The 16,581-nt window shown below is 70.7% G+C and carries 10 protein-coding genes; 5 read left to right on the top strand and 5 right to left on the bottom strand.

Annotated features, from left to right (window positions below):
• Positions 1 to 157 precede the first annotated feature (157 nt).
• The 3 genes from ACTOQ2_RS00475 to ACTOQ2_RS00465 all read right to left on the bottom strand — a co-directional run bounded on the left by ACTOQ2_RS00475 (position 158) and on the right by ACTOQ2_RS00465 (position 4,193).
• Positions 158 to 2,200: a cytochrome c oxidase assembly protein gene (locus ACTOQ2_RS00475; protein ID WP_440097652.1), complete on the bottom strand. Its 2,043-nt coding sequence runs from the start codon at positions 2,198 to 2,200 to the stop codon at positions 158 to 160.
• The gene (locus tag ACTOQ2_RS00470; RefSeq protein ID WP_440097651.1) at positions 2,197 to 2,829 is read right to left on the bottom strand and encodes a copper resistance CopC family protein; all 633 of its coding nucleotides are present in this window, start codon (positions 2,827 to 2,829) and stop codon (positions 2,197 to 2,199) included. The genes ACTOQ2_RS00475 and ACTOQ2_RS00470 overlap by 4 nt, the downstream gene beginning before the upstream one ends.
• Positions 2,830 to 2,918: 89 nt before the next feature.
• The gene (locus ACTOQ2_RS00465; protein WP_440098068.1) at positions 2,919 to 4,193 is read right to left on the bottom strand and encodes a helix-turn-helix domain-containing protein; all 1,275 of its coding nucleotides are present in this window, start codon (positions 4,191 to 4,193) and stop codon (positions 2,919 to 2,921) included.
• Between the two features lie 1,420 nt (positions 4,194 to 5,613).
• On the opposite strand from ACTOQ2_RS00465, the gene ACTOQ2_RS00460 reads away from it, so the two are divergent.
• The 3 genes from ACTOQ2_RS00460 to ACTOQ2_RS00450 all read left to right on the top strand — a co-directional run bounded on the left by ACTOQ2_RS00460 (position 5,614) and on the right by ACTOQ2_RS00450 (position 11,761).
• Positions 5,614 to 6,219, top strand: coding sequence for a helix-turn-helix transcriptional regulator (locus tag ACTOQ2_RS00460; RefSeq protein ID WP_440097649.1), 606 nt, complete (start codon positions 5,614 to 5,616; stop codon positions 6,217 to 6,219).
• Positions 6,220 to 6,309: 90 nt separating this feature from the next.
• Positions 6,310 to 9,366 carry an AfsR/SARP family transcriptional regulator gene (locus ACTOQ2_RS00455; protein WP_440097648.1) on the top strand — a complete coding sequence of 1,019 codons (3,057 nt, stop codon included), beginning with the start codon at positions 6,310 to 6,312 and terminating at the stop codon, positions 9,364 to 9,366.
• 163 nt (positions 9,367 to 9,529) lie between these two features.
• A complete protein-coding gene (locus tag ACTOQ2_RS00450; RefSeq protein ID WP_440097647.1) occupies positions 9,530 to 11,761 on the top strand; it encodes a xanthine dehydrogenase family protein molybdopterin-binding subunit in 2,232 nt (743 codons plus the stop codon).
• 46 nt (positions 11,762 to 11,807) lie between these two features.
• Here the strand turns inward: ACTOQ2_RS00450 and ACTOQ2_RS00445 are convergent, their stop codons facing one another.
• Positions 11,808 to 13,589: an excalibur calcium-binding domain-containing protein gene (locus tag ACTOQ2_RS00445; RefSeq protein ID WP_440097646.1), complete on the bottom strand. Its 1,782-nt coding sequence runs from the start codon at positions 13,587 to 13,589 to the stop codon at positions 11,808 to 11,810.
• A gap of 218 nt (positions 13,590 to 13,807) precedes the next feature.
• Between ACTOQ2_RS00445 and ald the strand changes: the two genes are divergently transcribed.
• The gene (ald, locus tag ACTOQ2_RS00440) at positions 13,808 to 14,926 is read left to right on the top strand and encodes an alanine dehydrogenase (RefSeq protein ID WP_440097645.1); all 1,119 of its coding nucleotides are present in this window, start codon (positions 13,808 to 13,810) and stop codon (positions 14,924 to 14,926) included.
• Between the two features lie 61 nt (positions 14,927 to 14,987).
• Here the strand turns inward: ald and ACTOQ2_RS00435 are convergent, their stop codons facing one another.
• Entirely contained in the window at positions 14,988 to 15,761 is a 774-nt protein-coding gene (locus ACTOQ2_RS00435; RefSeq protein ID WP_440097644.1) for a DUF3105 domain-containing protein, read from the bottom strand.
• Between the two features lie 163 nt (positions 15,762 to 15,924).
• Between ACTOQ2_RS00435 and ACTOQ2_RS00430 the strand changes: the two genes are divergently transcribed.
• Positions 15,925 to 16,536, top strand: a complete 612-nt coding sequence (locus tag ACTOQ2_RS00430; protein ID WP_440065362.1) for a DUF305 domain-containing protein — start codon at positions 15,925 to 15,927, stop codon at positions 16,534 to 16,536.
• The last annotated feature ends 45 nt before the right edge of the window (positions 16,537 to 16,581 follow it).

Below are 16,581 nucleotides of genomic sequence, written 5' to 3'. Positions count from 1 at the left end.
CATTGCAGCCACCGGCCCCCCGACCGGATGTGTGACTGGGCGTGGCGCGCGGTGAAAAAGCGCTGCACCCGCTGCGGTGAGCACGAGCCCCCTGGAATACAGGCTACCGGGAGGTGTCCAGGAGAGAGCTCGAAGATAGAAGGGCGTAGCCGTCCGGCTACTCCGCGCCGTCGCGCCTGTTGAGTTTGGCCAGGTAATCATTGTAGGCGTCGAGCTGGGCGTCGCCGCTGCCGCCGTCGCGGGCCGCGGCGGCGTCGGCGCGACGGTCGGCGCGGCGGGCCCCGCGGTCGTCGTGGCGCCACCACTGGAAGGCCAGCGCGAGGAGCACGATGAGGGTCGGGATCTCACCGAACCCCCAGGCGATGGCGCCGCCGGTCTGCTGGTCCTCGATCGCGGACGCGCCCCAGGTGCGGCCGAGCTGGTCGTACCAGTCGGAGGCCAGCACGGTGGTCATGCTCATCAGCGCGATGCCGAAGAACGCGTGGAACGGCATGGTCACGAACAGCAGGATGAGCCGGGCCACGTGCGGCAGCCGGTAGGGGGCGGGATCGACCCCGATGATCACCCAGAAGAACAGGCACCCGCTGAGCAGGAAGTGCACCGTCATCACGATGTGGCCGAGGTGCTCCTCCATCGCGGCGGCGAACAGCGGCGTGAAGTACAGCGCGTAGGTGGAGACGATGAAGATCGCGGTGGCGATCGCCGGGTGGGCGATGACGCGGACGAACCTGCTGTGCAGGATCGTCGTCAGCCACTCCCTGGGGCCCCGGTCGCCCCTGCGTGCGGCGGGGCGCAGGGCGCGCAGCGCCAGGGTGACGGGCGCGCCGAGCACGAGGAAGATCGGCACCATCATCGAGAGCGTCATGTGCTCGGCCATGTGCGCGCTGAACAGCACCTTGGCGTAGCGGGCGACCCCGCTCTGGGTGGCGATCAGCAGGATCAGCACACCGGTGAACCAGGCGGCCGTGCGGCCCTTGGACCAGGAGTCGCCGCGCCGGGCGAGCCGTACGACACCGGCGAGGTAGAGACCGGCCAGCAGGGCGACGAGCGTGCCGGAGAACAGGTCGAACCACCACAGCGTGGCCAGGTTGGCCAGCGAGATCTCCGGCGGCATGGTGTAGCCGAGCACGTCGAAGGCCCTGTCGACGGGCAGGACCGCCGGGGGCGGCGCGGTGCGGGACAGCGCGACGGCCAGCCCGACGGCCGCGAACATGACGACGATCTCACCGGCGGCGAAGCGGAGGAACGTGCCGGATCCGCCCGCCGCGAGCAGCGGCAGGGTCCGCTTGCGGTGCCACCAGCCGACGGCGCCGAGCAGCGCGAACGCGACGGTCTTGGCCACCAGCAGCAGGCCGTAGGAGGAGGTGAACAGCTCGGAGACCGCGCTGAGCCTGGCCAGGACGCTGAAGAGGCCGGACAGCCCCACCCCGACGAAGCACCACAGCGCCAGCGCCGAGAAGCGGGCGACGGCGATCTCCAGATGCGGCTGGCGGCGTAGCGCGTGCGCGCAGAGCATGCCGAGGCCGCCCACCCAGAGCGCGAGGACGACCAGGTGGACGGCGACGCCGGTGGTCGCCAGGTCGTGGTTGGGCGAGGAGGAGGAGTGGCCGGTCAGCGCGGGCGGGAGCATGGTCACCAGGGCGAGGACCAGCAGGCCGCCGGCCGCGCCTGCGGTGATCGCCCCACGGGCGAAGAGCGCGATCGCGATCGAGAACAGCACGACCAGGGTCAGCGAGATGCCCTGGGAGACCTGGCTGGCGAAGCTGGTGAGCTCGTCGCCGCCGAGCACGTCGGCCACCGGCATCCCGAGCGCCTCCGAGAGGCTGAACACCATCGTGGCGGCGGCGGCCCCGGCCCAGACGAGGGCGATCCAGGAGGCGGCCTTGACGTAGCCGAGAGCGGATTTGCCCAGCAGGCCCTTGTCGTTGGGGAGCAGGATCGCGGCGGCCAGGAGCGCGCCGACGGCGAGCACGCCCGCCGCGTCCATCGCCAGCTTCGCCAGCGGCAGTCCCCAGCGGGTGAACGCGCCCTGGTCGGGCAGGCCGGGGATGATGCGCGGGCTCGCGGCGCCTCCGGCGATCATGGCGATCACCAGGGCGGCGACGGCCGCCCCCGCGCCCACCAGTGCGAGCTTCACGACCCGGTCGTTCCGCGGCGCCTCGACCTGTGCCGCCTGCGCGGCCCGCGCGGTCTTGCTCATGGCTGCTTCCTGCCGCGCATGCTGAAGAACAGGCCGATGCCGATGCCGGTCAGGCCGCCGACGACGATCCACATCCAGCCGGGCACGCCTCCCGAGGAGCCGGCGTCCTCGGATTCTCCCGCCGCGGCCGGGCTGAGCGTGGCGGCCGGTGTGCTCGCGGCGGGGCCGCTGGCCGTGCTCTCGGCGCTCTCGGCGCTCTCGGCGCTCCCGGTGCTCCCGGCGCTCTCGGCGGGCTCCGGGGTCTCCGAGGACGGCGACGGGGAGGCGGAGCCGAGCAGGGTGAAGGGGATCTCCCCCTCGATCGGATGGCCGTCGGAGGAGGTGACGCGGTAGGCGATGACGTACTCGCCGGGAGGGAGGTCTCCCTTGACCTTCTGGGTCACCACGGAGCCGTCGGCGACGGCCTTGCCGTCCTGGTGGGTCTCGTCCCCGGAGCGGACGATGACGTTCGGGAAGCGCACCGTGGCGCTGAACGTCAGCTTCACCTCCTCCAGGTTCTCGACCTTCGCGCCCTTGGCCGGGTCGCTGCTCTTGAGCCGGTCGTGGGCGAGGGCGGGCGAGGCGAAAGCCGTGCCGAGAACGAGGGCGGCGAGAAGCGCGAGGGCGACCGCGACAGGGGAAGTCTTCATGGCAACCACAAGGCTACCGACGCGACCACGCGGTCTCGACCTCCCTGTCCGATCCCCGGCCTCGCGCGGGTCGCCCTCGCCGTCCCGATCTACAGCCCTACGCAGGCCAGCGCGTGCTTGTAGGCGTCGACGCTACGGTCCGGCTCGTCGATCCGCTCCAGCACCCGGGCCGCGGTCAGCCAGGCCTGGGCGGTGAAGTGGGTCTCCGGCGCCTGCTTGAGGCATTCGGCCCCGGCGAACAGCTCCCGCGAGGCGTCCGCTCGCATGCCGAGCGCCGCGAGGGTCTCGCCGTGCAGCAGATGGGCCTCCGCCTGCAGGGCCTTGGGCATGCCGTCGAGCAGGGCGCAGACGAAGCGCATGCGCTCCTCGGCCTGCTCGGGCCTGGCGAGCAGCAACTCCACCCGGACGAGGTTCATCGCGCAGCGCATCTTGTCGATCGAGCTGGCGGAGCTCTCCGCCAGCTCCTTCTCCACCTTCAGCAGCACGTCGTGCCAGGTCTTGGCCTCCAGAGGCCTGGCGATCAGCATGACCTGGGCGTAGTCGTTGCGCAGCCGGGCCAGCCGCCACGAGTCGCTGTACTCGGACTGGATGGCCAGGGCGCGCTCGGCGTGCGTGACCGCCTCGTCGGGGTGATCGGTCTCGATGGCGATGATCGCGGCTTCCCAGTGTGCCAGGGTGAGCGCCAGCGGGCTGGCGAGGAGCTCGGCGGCGGCGATCAGCTCGGCGGAGAACTGGCGGGCCCTGAGCAGGTCGCCACGGTCGATATAGGCGGCGAGGAGCTGGATGCCCAGCCTCATGAGGTCGTCGTTCCAGACGGGCCGGACCGCTCCGGTGAGGATCTGCTCGGGAACTCGCATGGCCTGGGCGAGGTCCCCCTTCTCGCGGTAGCAACGCGAGAGCGCGACGGCGACCTCGATGTGACGCTCGGGGTTCGTGGCCGCGGTGTCATTCTCGTGCAGCCCGTTGAGCAGGGCGATCGCCTGGTCCAGATCTCCGCAGGCCTCGGTCGCGAGGGCCAGGCCGTACGCGACGTCCTGCCGCACCTTGGGCAGGCCGGCCAAGCCGCTGTCGGCGAGAAGCTCGGCGTAGCGGGTACGCGCCTCGACGACTTCACCGTTGTCGAGGGCCATGCGCGCGTAGCTCTGCGCGAGCTCGATCTCCTGCATCTGCTCGGTGGTGACACCGTTGATCAGATAGGTCAGGGAACAGTCGAGTTTTTCGGCGAGAAGCTCCAGCACGGCGGGTGTCGGAGTACGCTTGCCACTCTCGATGAGAGACACGTAACTATCCGAGAGTTCTGGATGGGCGAGCTGCGCCTGGGAAAGACCACGTTGCCGACGGACGGTTTTGATGCGCTGCCCCACCAAGTCTTGACCGGTCACGTTACCCCTTGAAAGATATCATTTGAGCAGCAGAACCTACGACAGGAGTCTCCCCGTGCGCCGACGTCTTGCCTTGTCTGCCTTTGCCCTACTCGTTGCGGCCACTTTTGCCGTCACTGGTAATGTTACGACCGAGAGTGCCGATTCGTCTGCCCCCTCGAAGGACCACGGTCAGTATTCTTCGCAGGCCGTCGCCCAGTCCAACCTGGGTTGGGGACACGGATTCTGAGCCGAGGCTCAGCCCGCCCCCAGGCAGGAAACCCGAAAAACCCCATCTCGCCCCCGTGGAGAGCTCTCAGCCAGCGAGTCGCTCCACCCGGCGGGACCGGTGCTCCCACACCGGTGTGAGTGTGCGGGCCTCCGTCACGCACACCGCGGCGACACGGCACCATGAGAACGCCAGGGCGCCCGCGCTCCCGAACCGGTGCCACCGATCGCGGCCGAGCCGGGATCCGAACCCTTCCGCGAAGATCGTTGTCCTTCACGGGGGATCCCGGCCGGCGGAACACCCGCGTATGGTTCGCTTCACATACGTACGGCTTCATCGCAGGTCACGGCTCGCGGGCCATCCGACCCGGATCGAAGGGGTGGCGGTGACGGCCACCCGGCTTCTCTCATCGGCGTCATGTCGTTCCGCCCGCCCTCCGTCGCCGACCGGTCCGCAGACCGGTCGGCGCACGAGCTCCGTGTCACCGTCCACCCCGGGAGCCTCCGTTTTTTCGAACCAGTCATTACTCTGAAAATATATTGAAACAATCCATCATCAAGTCGATGTCCTAAAGCGGTCAGCCGGATTCCCAAAAGGCGGACGGCCTATTTGTCGTGGGCATGAATAAAAAATTCGGCCGTGCGGTCCCACGAAAAAATGGGAAAGCGGCCCGCCCGCGGGGACAGAAACGCGATCCGCGCCCCGGGAAAGCCCGCGAACACGATCCGCCCGTGCGCCCGCGCCGCCTGTGCGCCCGCGGCCGCCTCCCCTCTCTCCGAGTTTCGGCCTCCCGCGCCGGCGCGCCCGCCCGATGCTCGCCGACGCCCGCGGGCGTCTCTAGGTGATCTCTAGGGTCACCTGGGACAGTAGAACCGCGAGAGTTTCGGAAAGATCCGGCGGAGACCGGTGACGGGGGTTCCTTTCTCCGGGCCCGGCCCGAGTCAGGCCTTTTCCAAGCGCCTCCTCTGCCACCACCCACACGGACGACAGGATGGAGGCATCGATGTGCGACTCCCCCTCGCACGCGTACGACGGCGACGACCGGTTCCCCGCGCGTGCGGCTCTCCCCCCCTCCCCCGGTGTAGGAGGCCTCCTCCTCGGCGGGGAACGCCTTGAGGACACGTCGCGGCGGGGCCCGGCGGCGGCGCCCGCCGGGAGGGCGGTCCCGGGTCCGGCACGGTTGGCGAGGGGCACATGACCCACTCCCTACCCGCCTCTCCCTCCGCGGGAGAGCGGTCCCAGGTCAGGCACGACGCCGAAACCCTCTGCTCGTCCGCGCGGCGGACGATAGACATGTTCCTTCCCGACCCCGCAAGGAACACCACGTTTCTCCAGATTTTCGATTCCGCCGTCATCCCGCAGGAGGTGCGGACGAGGATCGTGGTCGATTCGCCGTACGATGTGGCCGGTTTCCCCGCGTCCGTGGAGATAAGGATCGATCCGCTGATCTCCGAGAGATTCCTGGTGATCGACGACCGCCTCGCCGTGACGGGTCACGCGTCCCGGATGGCGATGGTGCGCGCCCCCGTCCTGGTCTCATTGCTGGGAGACCTCTTCGAGCACGTCTGGTCGCGCGCCGAACAGCGGCCCCGGGGATGGAAGGCGCCGTTCTCGCTGACGGAGCAGGAGAAGATCGTTCTGAGAATGGCCGCGGAGGGTATGACGGACGAGGTGATCGGCCGCCGGCTCGGGCTCACCTCCCGCACTGTACGCCGTCACATGGCCAATGCGATGGAGCGGATGGGGGCACAGAGCAGGCTTCAGGCAGGGGTCCGGATCGCCAAAGCGGGGATCGTCTAGGTGGTTCGCGGGAAATCCTGCGTCGCAAACCCGTCGGATAGTGTCTTCCTCACGACTTCGCTGCGCCATGCCCGACCGCGTGGAGGCCTGATGGACGAGACGCGCACCACCGCTCCCGTCGGGGAGAACCTCCCGGTGGAAAAGCTCGGCATTGACATTCTTGGGCCCGTGACCGGCCGGAGGGGCTCGCAGCGGCTCGAGCTGGGAGAGCCCAGGCGACAGGCCGTCCTCTGCGTCCTGGCGATCAATGCCGGGCAGGTCGTCACCAAGGAGAGGCTGATCGACGGGGTGTGGGGGGAGAGCCCGCCGAAGACCGCGGAACAGAGCGTCTACACCTACGTGTCCGGACTGCGCAGGACCCTGGACCCGGACCGGGATCCGCGCAGGCCTTCGAGGGTACTGGTCTCCGTCTCGGGCGGATACTCGTTGCGGCTCGCACCTGAGCAGGTGGACGCCCTGGTGTTCGAACGGTGTCTCGACCTGGCGCGGAAGGCGCACGCGGACAACGCGTACGAGACCGCCCTGCGGTCTCTGAACAGGGCCGTGGGACTGTGGCGGGGCACCTGCCTGAGCGGCATTCCCGGCCCGTCCGCCGAGTTGGAGCGGCACAGGCTGGGCGAGCTGCGCCTGACCGCGCTGGAGCTGCACACGGACCTGCTGCTCCTGCTCGGGCGTCCCCAGGAGGCCGCCGCCCGGCTGGTGCTCCTGACCTCCGAACACCCGCTGCGTGAGCGGCTCCGCGAGCTGTACATGATCGCGCTCTACCGCTGCGGCCGGCAGGTGGAGGCTCTGAGGGTCTATCAGGAGACCCGGCGCCTGCTCGCGGAGGAGTTCGGCATCCAGCCGCACGAGAGTCTCCGCAGGTGTCACGAGCTGATCCTGCGCGCCGACCCGCTGCTCGACCGGCACCCGGTGCTTCCCGCCCCCGAACCGGTCACCGTTCCCGTTCGGGCGCCCATCTCCTCCCTCAGGGATTCGGAGCACCCCGGGAACTCCGGAAACCCCGAGGAGCCCGCGACACCGCACGCCGCCGAGCGGACATCCCCGGACGCGCGGCGCCGTAAGAGCCCGAGGGCGAAGCCGGCCCGCCAGCTGCCACGCGACCCCGTCGGCTTCGTCGGGCGCGCGGAGGAGCTCGTGCGGTTGCGAGGGCTGCTCTCCCCCTGGGACGGCGGCCCACCGCACCACGTCGTCGCGATCACCGGAGCACCCGGATCGGGCAAGTCGACCCTGGCCGTCCGGATCGCACACATGGTCCGCGACCGTTTTCCCGACGGGCAGCTGTACGCGAACCTGCGCGGGGCGACACCGGGCATGAAGCGGCTCGAACCGATCGAGGTGATCAACAGGTTCCTGCGCGACCTCGGCGTGCCCCCGCACGCCATCCCCGCGGACGTCGACGAGGCCGCGGCGCTGTGGCGCGGCGAGCTCGACGGCCGCGAGATGCTCATCGTGCTGGACGACGCCGCCGACCTGGCCCAGATCCGCCCGCTGCTGTCCGTGCCGATGGGCAACGCGATCCTGACGACCAGCCGGGAGAGCTTCACCCTGCTCGACGACTGCGCCCGCATGCCGATCTCCGGGATGCGGCGGACCGAGTCCTCCGCGATGCTCGCGAAGCTGATCGGGGCGGAACGGGTCGCCGAGGACGCCCGGGCCACGAGGCGCCTGATCGATCTCTGCGGAGGCCTGCCGCTGGCCGTCGGCATCGCGGGGGCCCGGTTGGCGAACCGGCCACGCTGGAACGTGAACGATCTGGTGAGACGGCTGGACGACGAGCACGGGCGATTGAGGGAACTGGCGGCGGGCGACCTCGCGGTGCGATCCAGCCTGGCGGTCAGCTACGACATGCTCGCCGACAACGACCACCTCTCCGACCGGACGGCCGCCCGCGCGCTGCGGGCGCTCGGCGTGCTGCAGACGGACGACGTCACCGCGCACATCATCGGCGCCCTGCTGGACGTTCCCGTGGAGACGGCGGAGCATGCGATGGAACGGCTCGTCGACGCGCATCTCGCGGAGATGGACGAGCCGGGAAGATACCGGCTGCACGACCTGGTGCGGTTGTTCGCCAAGGAGAAGGCCGCGAGCGAGGAGAGGGAGGCGGATCGCGACGCCATCCTGGAGCGGGCACTGAGCTCGTACGTCGGGACCACCCGCCTGGCCATGAAGCTGGGCCGCTATCCCCACCCGATCTCGGTGGACGTCGATCTCAGCGCCTCGCCCCTTTCGCTGACCTCCTACGAGGAGGCCCGCGACTGGCTGCGCCGGGAGCAGGCCAACCTCCTGTCCGCGGCCTTCCAGGCGATGTCCGCCCCCCGGGAGCGGACGGCCCGGCTCGGTGTCGCCCTGGTCTTCGCGCTGTTCTGGCACCTCCAGCACGCCGGCCTTCGCGACCAGTTCCTCGCGATCAGCCCGCAGACCCTCGAGATCGGCCGGCGGCTGAACGATCACAGCATCGAGTCGCACGCGCACGGCTTCGCCGGTGTCGCGATGAACATGACCAACCGCCCGGCAGAGGCCGTGCACCACTTCCGGCGCCAGCTGGACCTGTGCCGCCAGTTCTCCGACGCGCACGGCGAGCAGAAGGCGCTGGGCAGTCTCGCCATGAACTACCTCGAACTCGGCCGCTACGAGGAGACCATCGACTGTGCCCGGAAACAGCGGGAGATCGCGGAGGTGATCGGGTACAGGTCGGGCGAGGCCTACGCCCTCACCATGCTCGGAGGCGGGTACAGCGGCCTGCGCCGGTTCGAGCAGGCGCTGGAGGCGCTGAACGAGGCCCTGACCATATGCCACAGGGAGGGCGACCGGTACCAGGAGGCGTCCGTGCACAGCAGGCTCGGCGGCACCCATCTCGCCATAGGGGACGCCAGGTCGGCCAAGGCCTCCTTCGAGGCCGCTCTGGAATGCGCGCGCGCCGAGCGGCTGAGCATCGCCGAACCGTTCCTGCTGCTCGACCTGGCGCGCTCCTACCGGCTCCTCGGCGAGACGGAACACGCCTCGGACCACCTGACGCGTTCCCTCGCGCTGGCCAGGGAGACGGGGAACGAGGAGGTGGAGAAGCAGGCGCTGGCGGAGGAGGCGGCCGTCCGGGACTCCCGGGAGAAGCCGGTCACGCTCCGGGACCAGGCGATGCCGCTCTGAGGACCGCGTGGCCGGGCGCGCGTGCGCGGCCTCGGTACGACCGCCGGACACGAGCGGCCCGATGCGGCAGCCGGACACAACCGCAAGATTCGCCAACGGTCACCCCCCGCGTTCCGTCGTGCCTGCCATGTCCTCCCCCGGACCCGGCTGATGTACTGCTGGAATGAGCGGCATCGAAACACGGCGGCATCGCGGCGTCGGCGAGAGCGTCCTGCGTCCCGACGGGACGCTGAAGGTGACGGGCGAGTTCGCCTACTCGTCCGACCTGTACCTGGCGGACATGATCTGGGGGGTCACCCTCCGCAGCCCGCACCCGTCGGCGTGGATCCGCTCGATCGACATCGGCCCCGCGCTGGCCATGCCCGGCGTGTACGCGGTCCTCACCCACGAGGACGTGCCGGGCGCGAAGTTCTACGGCCTGGACCACCGGGACCAGCCGGTGCTCGCCGTCGACCAGGTCCGATACCAGGGCGAGCCGGTCGCGCTGGTCGCGGCCGACCATCCCGAGCGCGCCAGGCGGGCGGCCGAGGCCGTCGTCGTGGAGTACGAGGTCCGCGAGGCCGTCACCGATCCGCGCCGGGCCGCCTTCGACGCCTTCTGCCCCTCGGTCCACGAGAGCGGCAACGTGCTGCGCCACCAGCCGATCCGGGTCGGCTCCTCGTTCGAGGCCCCCGTGGTCGTCACCGGCGAGTACGAGGTCGGCATGCAGGACCAGGCCTTCCTCGGCCCCGAGTCCGGGCTGGCCGTACCGGCCGAGGACGGCGGGGTGGACCTGTACATCGCCACCCAGTGGCTGCACGCCGACCGGGAGCAGATCGCGCCGTGCCTGGGGCTGCCCGAGGAGAAGGTACGGCTCTCGCTGGCCGGGGTGGGCGGGGCGTTCGGCGCCCGCGAGGACCTGTCCATGCAGGTCCACGCGTGCATGCTGGCCCTGCGTACCGGCCGTCCCGTGAAGATCGTCTACAACCGTGAGGAGTCCTTCTACGGCCATGTCCACCGCCACCCGGCCCGGATGCGCTACGAGCACGGCGCCACCCGCGACGGCAGGCTGCTGTACGTCAGGGCGGAGATCCTGCTGGACGGCGGCGCCTACTGCTCCACCTCCCCCGCCGTGGTCGGCAACGCGGCCTCCCTGGGGGTGGGCCCGTACGAGGTGGACAACGTGTGGATCGACGCCTACGGCGTCTACACCAACAACCCGCCCTGCGGCGCGATGCGTGGCTTCGGCGCGGTCCAGGCCTGCTACGCGTACGAGTCGCAGATGGACAGGCTGGCCGAGGCGTGCGGGATCTCCCCGGTCGAGGTCAGGGTCCGCAACGCCGTCTCCCAGGGGTCGGTGCTGGCCACCGGGCAGGTGATCGACTCACCCGCGCCGCTGGCCGAGATGCTCAGGGAACTCGCCGCGATGCCGCTGCCCGCCCCGCCGGACGCCTCGGACGTTCCAGGCGTCCCGGATCTGCTGAACATGCCGGGCGGCGTCTCGCAGACCACACACGGCGAGGGGGTAAGGCGCGGTGTCGGGTACGGCGTGGGCATCAAGAACATCTGCTTCTCCGAGGGCTTCGACGACCACTCGACCGCCAGGGTGAGGGTGGAGCTGATCGGCGGCGAGCCGCACGTCCTGGTGCACACCGCGGCGGCGGAGGTGGGGCAGGGCCTGCTGATGGTCCAGGAGCAGATCGCCAGGACCGAGCTGGGGATCGACGCGGTGACGGTCGCGCAGGCGGACACGTCGGTCGGCTCTGCCGGGTCCTCGTCGGCGTCGCGCCAGTCCTACGTCACCGGCGGCGCGGTCAGGGCGGCCTGCGAGGCCGTGCGGGAGCGGCTGGCGAAGCTGACGGGCGACGGGTCGTCGCTGGTGGAGGCGCTGGAGCGGGCCGGGGCGGTGGAGGAGACGAGGGAGTACCGGCACCGGCCTACCTTCCCCCTGGACCCGGTCACCGGGCAGGGCGACTCGCACACCCAGCTCGCCCTGTGCGTCCACCGGGCCGTGGTGGACGTGGACGTGGAGCTGGGACTGGTCAAGGTGGTGGAGCTGGCGGCCGTCCAGGACGTGGGTAAGATCATGAACCCGCTGGCGCTGGAGGGGCAGATCCACGGCGGCTCGGCCCAGGGGCTGGGGCTGGCGCTGATGGAGGAGATCCAGGTCCGCGACGGCCTGGTGCTCAACCCCTCGTTCACCGACTACCTGATCCCCACCATCCTCGACATGCCGCCCATGCGGCTGTCGATCATGGAGAATCCCGACCCGAACGCCCCCTACGGCCTGCGTGGCGCGGGCGAGCCGCCCACGCTCTCCTCCACCCCCGCGGTGGCCGCCGCCGTACGGGCCGCCACCGGCCTGCGGCTGCCCCGGGTGCCCATCCGCCCCCACGACATCGCCCTGGAAGGGTGATCCCCTCCGTGGAGGAGGGGATCCGGAGGCGTCGCGCCGGCCGGGGTCAGCCGGCGTCCTCCTGCTCGCAGACGACGCCGTCCTTGTCCCCGTCGATGTACCACTGGTACTCCTCGTGGACGCCCCGGGTGTAGGGGCCGTATCCGTTCTCCGTCGCGGCCCTGCAGCTGGAGAACCTGCGGTCGGTGCCCTCGCCGGACGCGTTCTGCGAGGTGTCCCCGGTGGTGTCCGCCGGGCGGTTCGCGTCGGCCCCGGCGGTGTTCGTGGTGGCCGGGCCGGTGGCCGGCGGGGTCACAGGCTGGTTCGCCGGGGGGGTCACGGGTTGGTTGGCCGGAGGAGTCACGGGCTGGCTCGCCGGGGGGGTCACGGGCTGGTTGGCCGGAGGGGTCGCGGCCGGGCCGTCCGACGGGGTGAAGACCGACGCGCTCGGCTGCGTGCCGCCCGTCGGCTGCGGGACGACGGCCCCCGAGCCGAGCAGCCTGACGACCATCGCGTCCGCCTGCTCCTTGGTGAAGGAACCGGCGATGCTCAGGCTGTCGTCGGTGATCGCCTGGGCGACCCGGGGGGCCGCCACCACCTTCTGTCCCACGACGATCGCGATCTGCTGCCTGACCGGGTCGTCCTGGTTCACCGCTTCCTCGGTCAGGTCGTTGATCTGCTCGCGGAAGGCGGGCGCGAACGCGATCCTGACCGAGTAGGCGCCGCTCTTCTCCTGGATCGCCTCGATCTTCCTTACGGCGTTCACGTTGACCCCGGCGGCGACCGAGTAGCAGGTCTGCCCGAGGTCGTCGGGGTAGGTCTCCGGAATCGTGCAGGCTCCGGGCTTCGCCTCGGTCACCGGGGCGAAGTGGAGGGGGACCGCCAGCCGCCTGGGCGGCGCGCCACCGAGCGGCATGTCGGGATTGCGGGTCATGAGCACCGCGATGGTGCCGAGCACGCCGGTGATCAGCACGACGAGGACCAGGACGGTCACCAGGATCGCGGTGGTGACCCGGCTCGCCCTGGGCTCCCCTGGCGCCCCGTCCGGCGGCTCGCCGGCCCGCCGCCCGCCGCTCCCGGGAACCCCGGCCCCGGGCCCGGCCGCTCCCGGCTCGCCCGGTCCCTGGCCGGTGGGCGCCTGCCCCTCGGCGAGGGCCAGGGTGTCGGCATCGGGGCCACCCGTGCCCCCGGGAACCGAGCCCCCCGGGCCGTCGGAGCCCTGCCCGCCGAGGGGGGTCCCTCCGAAGGCCGGATCGCCGAGCCTCGTGCTCCCGGGGCCCAGGGGGTCGGGGCCGGGACCGCCGAGCCCCGCACCACCGGCGCCGAAAGCGTCGGAGCCGGAACTTCTGGCGCCGAAAGCATCGAAGTCAGAACCACCGGACCCGGCACCGGGCCCGCCGAAGGCGTCGAAATCAGACCCGCCGGGACCGGGAACGGGCCCGCCGGAGGCGGGGAGGCCGGAACCACCGGACCCGGAGCCGGGAGCGCCGAAGGCGTCGAAGGAGCCGCCGGGACGGGAGCCGGCGCCGCCGAAAGCGTCGAAGGAGGAGTCGAAGGAGGAGGAGCCGCCGGGGCCGGCAACGGGGCCGCCGAAACCCCGATCGCCGCGACCCGGCTCGTCGAAGCCGGCCGGACCGCCGGGGCCGGCGGGGTCGGCGGGGGGGCCGTCGTCCGATTTCCCCGTACCGCGGGCGTGGCGTCCGGGCGAGGCGCCAGGGCGGCCCGGCGGGGTGAAGGCGTCATAGGAGCCGGAGGAGGACCACGGCTCGTCAGAGGGGTCGTCAGGCCCGGCTGGAGGTCCCTGCGGTACGGGCGGCCCACCCTGCCCCGCGTGCATCCCCATCGTCATATCCCCGTATTCCTCGCACCTGTTCGCGGCGAGCCTACCGATCGGCGCGGGGAGCCGGTAACCCCGCACGTCACGACGACTCCCTGGAGACCGGACGCCGACGACCGCCGGCGGAATGTCATCGACCTCGGCCCCATTCCCGCCACCCCGTGCGTGACCGCCCCCTTTCGGGGAACGCACAGTGAAGAAGAGGACACGCGCCCACCCTTGGAGGAGCCGTGAAGATCTCCGTTCCCCGTGAGGTCAAGAACCACGAGTATCGTGTGGCGCTGACCCCCGCCGGGGCCCACGAGTTCGTCCGGCACGGCCATCAGGTCTTCGTCGAGAAAGACGCCGGGACGGGATCTTCCATTCCCGACGCCGACTTCCAGAGCGCCGGCGCGACCATCCTCGACTCGGCCGACGACGTGTGGGCCGCGGGAGACCTGGTCCTGAAGGTCAAGGAGCCGGTCCCCGAGGAGTACCACCGGATGCGCAAGGGTCAGGTGCTCTTCACCTACCTGCACCTGGCCGCCTCGCCCGCGTGCACCCGCGCCCTGCTCGACGCCGGGGTCACCGGCATCGCCTACGAGACCGTGCAGAACGCGAACGGCTTCCTGCCCCTGCTGGCCCCCATGTCGGAGGTGGCCGGGCGGCTCGCCCCCCAGGTGGGGGCGTACCACCTGATGCGCCAGGGCGGCGGGCGCGGCGTGCTGATGGGCGGGGTGTCCGGCGTGCACGCGGCCAGCGTGGTCGTGATCGGCGCCGGGGTCTCCGGCATGAACGCCGCGGTCATCGCGCTGGGCATGCAGGCGGAGGTTCTGCTGCTGGACCGCGACATCGACAGGCTCCGCCAGGCGGACGTGATCTACAAGGGCCACTGCAAGACCATCGCCTCCACCACGTACGAGATCGAGCGGGCGGTGCTGAACGCGGACCTGGTCATCGGCGCGGTGCTGGTACCGGGCGCGAGGGCGCCCAAGCTGGTCGACAACCAGCTGGTCTCGCGGATGAGGCCGGGATCGGTCCTGGTGGACATCTCCATCGACCAGGGCGGCTGCTTCGAGGACTCCCGGCCCACCACCCACGCCGAACCGACCTACCGGGTGCACGACTCGGTGTTCTACTGCGTGGCCAACATGCCGGGCGCGGTGCCGCACACCTCGACGTACGCGCTGACCAACGTGACCGTCCCCTACGCGCTCGCGATCGCCCACCTGGGCTGGCGGGAGGCCCTGCGGAACGACCCGGCGCTGGCGCTGGGCCTGAACACGCACGAGGGGCACCTGACCAACCGGCCCGTGGCCGAGGCTCACGGGCTGGAGGCGGTGCCCCTGGAACGGATCCTGCGGGCCTAGCGGCCGGGACGCCTCGTCAGGGACGGCGTCACCGGCCTCCGTACCGGTTTTACCGGCCGGATCAGGGCGCCGGGGTGCCGCTGGGAGCCGGGGCGTCGGTGGCCGGGGCGTCCGTGGCGGGCGCGTCGGTGGCGGGCGCGTCGGTGGCCGGGGCGTCGCTGGGAGCCGCGGACGCGTCGGGGGCGGCCGACGGGTCCTGGCTGGGCGCGACGTCCGGGATGGGCGCCTCGGCGGTGGTGGTGCCCACGCCGCCGCTGCAGGACGCGCCGAGCTCGGGGGTGTCCGGGCCGTTCTTGTACTTCTGGATGAACTTGGGCAGGCGCCCGTCGTTCGCGCTCTCCAGCTTGAGCTGGTGGTTCCAGGAGCTGGCCACGACCTTGGAGGGCAGGCCCGGGTACGGGCTCAGGAGCATGTACTCCTTGGAGGCCAGTTCCCTCAGGGTGTCCACCTCGGCCTTGGGGAGGTCCGGCCGGTAGGTGATCCACACGGCGCCGTGCTCCATGGCGTGGACGGCGTTCTCGTTGTTGATCGGCTGTTCGTAGATGCCGCAGTTCTGCCAGGCCGGGTGGTGCTCACCGCCCATCGGCGGGGTTTCCTTGTACGTCACCTTGGTCTGGGTGTGCTGGCTACCCGCGTACTTCGCGGTGACGACGTTGTCCAGCGAGTTCGTGGCCCGCTCGTTGACCATGTAGAAGGCGACCACCGCTACGAGCAGAACGACGACGGCACCTCCGGCACCCCACATCAGGAACGCGGCCCTGCGCTCCTTGCGCTTCTGCTCCTCACGCATACGGGTGAGGTGCTCACGCCTCGCCTGCGCCTTTTCCTTGGTCATCAACCCTCCAGCCGCAAACAACTTCGGGTCACCCTATGCCCTACCGGCGTATGTGGAGAATAAGGGGATGACAACGCCTGATACAGCGACGTTTCTCGACAGTGGGTACTCTGGGCAGGTAATGGAGATCCCCGGTAAAGATGGTACGAAGTCCAGGCGTGGCGTGGCGGCCGGCGTGCTGCTCGGCTGCCTGGTCGCGGCGGTCGCGTTGCTGCTGGTGGTGGGAAGGACGTCCACCCCGACCGACGCCTCGCCGGAGGCGGGCTTCGCCCGCGACATGTCCGTTCATCACGCCCAGGCCGTCGAGATGGCCTTCATCGCCAGGGACGGGAGCGCGGACGACGCGCTCCGGCGGCTGGCCTACGACATCATCGTCACCCAGACGGCCCAGCGCGGCATGTTCATCGGCTGGTTGCAGCAGTGGGGCCTCAACCAGTCGAGCGAGCGCCCCTCCATGGCATGGATGGCCGGCCACGGTGGCGGTCACGCTGTAACACCGGACGCTCCGGCCGCGATGCCCGGTATGGCAAGTGAGGACGAGCTCAAAAAGCTCCGCGAGGCCACAGGCAAGGACCAGGAGATCCTCTTCCTGCAACTCATGATCCGTCATCACGAGGGCGGCGTGCAGATGGGCAGGGGTCTGCTGAAACTGTCCGACCGCGAAGAGGTGGCCACCATGGCACAGCACATCGTCGACGGTCAGACGGGCGAGATCGAGTTGATGACCGACATGTTGCGGCAGCGCGGCGCCCAGCGGCTGCCTTCCATCCTTTAATGGCGTCGGCGCGTCCCTGTGCGGCCGGTCTCCGGCCAGGGCAGC

It is taken from the genome of Streptosporangium sp. H16 (assembly GCF_051918855.1).
Classification (GTDB): domain Bacteria; phylum Actinomycetota; class Actinomycetes; order Streptosporangiales; family Streptosporangiaceae; genus Streptosporangium.
Note: the sequence above shows the minus strand (reverse complement) of the source record. Positions and strands in the feature narration are given on the sequence as shown.

What these genes read in the sequence shown, in the direction of transcription:
- ACTOQ2_RS00435 (WP_440097644.1), bottom strand. Translation starts at nt 15,761, where the DNA reads ATGACCAAGGAAAAGGCGCAGGCGAGGCGTGAGCACCTCACCCGTATG.
- ACTOQ2_RS00450 (WP_440097647.1), top strand. Translation starts at nt 9,530, where the DNA reads ATGAGCGGCATCGAAACACGGCGGCATCGCGGCGTCGGCGAGAGCGTC.
- ACTOQ2_RS00475 (WP_440097652.1), bottom strand. Translation starts at nt 2,200, where the DNA reads ATGAGCAAGACCGCGCGGGCCGCGCAGGCGGCACAGGTCGAGGCGCCG.
- ACTOQ2_RS00470 (WP_440097651.1), bottom strand. Translation starts at nt 2,829, where the DNA reads ATGAAGACTTCCCCTGTCGCGGTCGCCCTCGCGCTTCTCGCCGCCCTC.
- ACTOQ2_RS00460 (WP_440097649.1), top strand. Translation starts at nt 5,614, where the DNA reads ATGACCCACTCCCTACCCGCCTCTCCCTCCGCGGGAGAGCGGTCCCAG.
- ACTOQ2_RS00455 (WP_440097648.1), top strand. Translation starts at nt 6,310, where the DNA reads ATGGACGAGACGCGCACCACCGCTCCCGTCGGGGAGAACCTCCCGGTG.
- ACTOQ2_RS00445 (WP_440097646.1), bottom strand. Translation starts at nt 13,589, where the DNA reads ATGACGATGGGGATGCACGCGGGGCAGGGTGGGCCGCCCGTACCGCAG.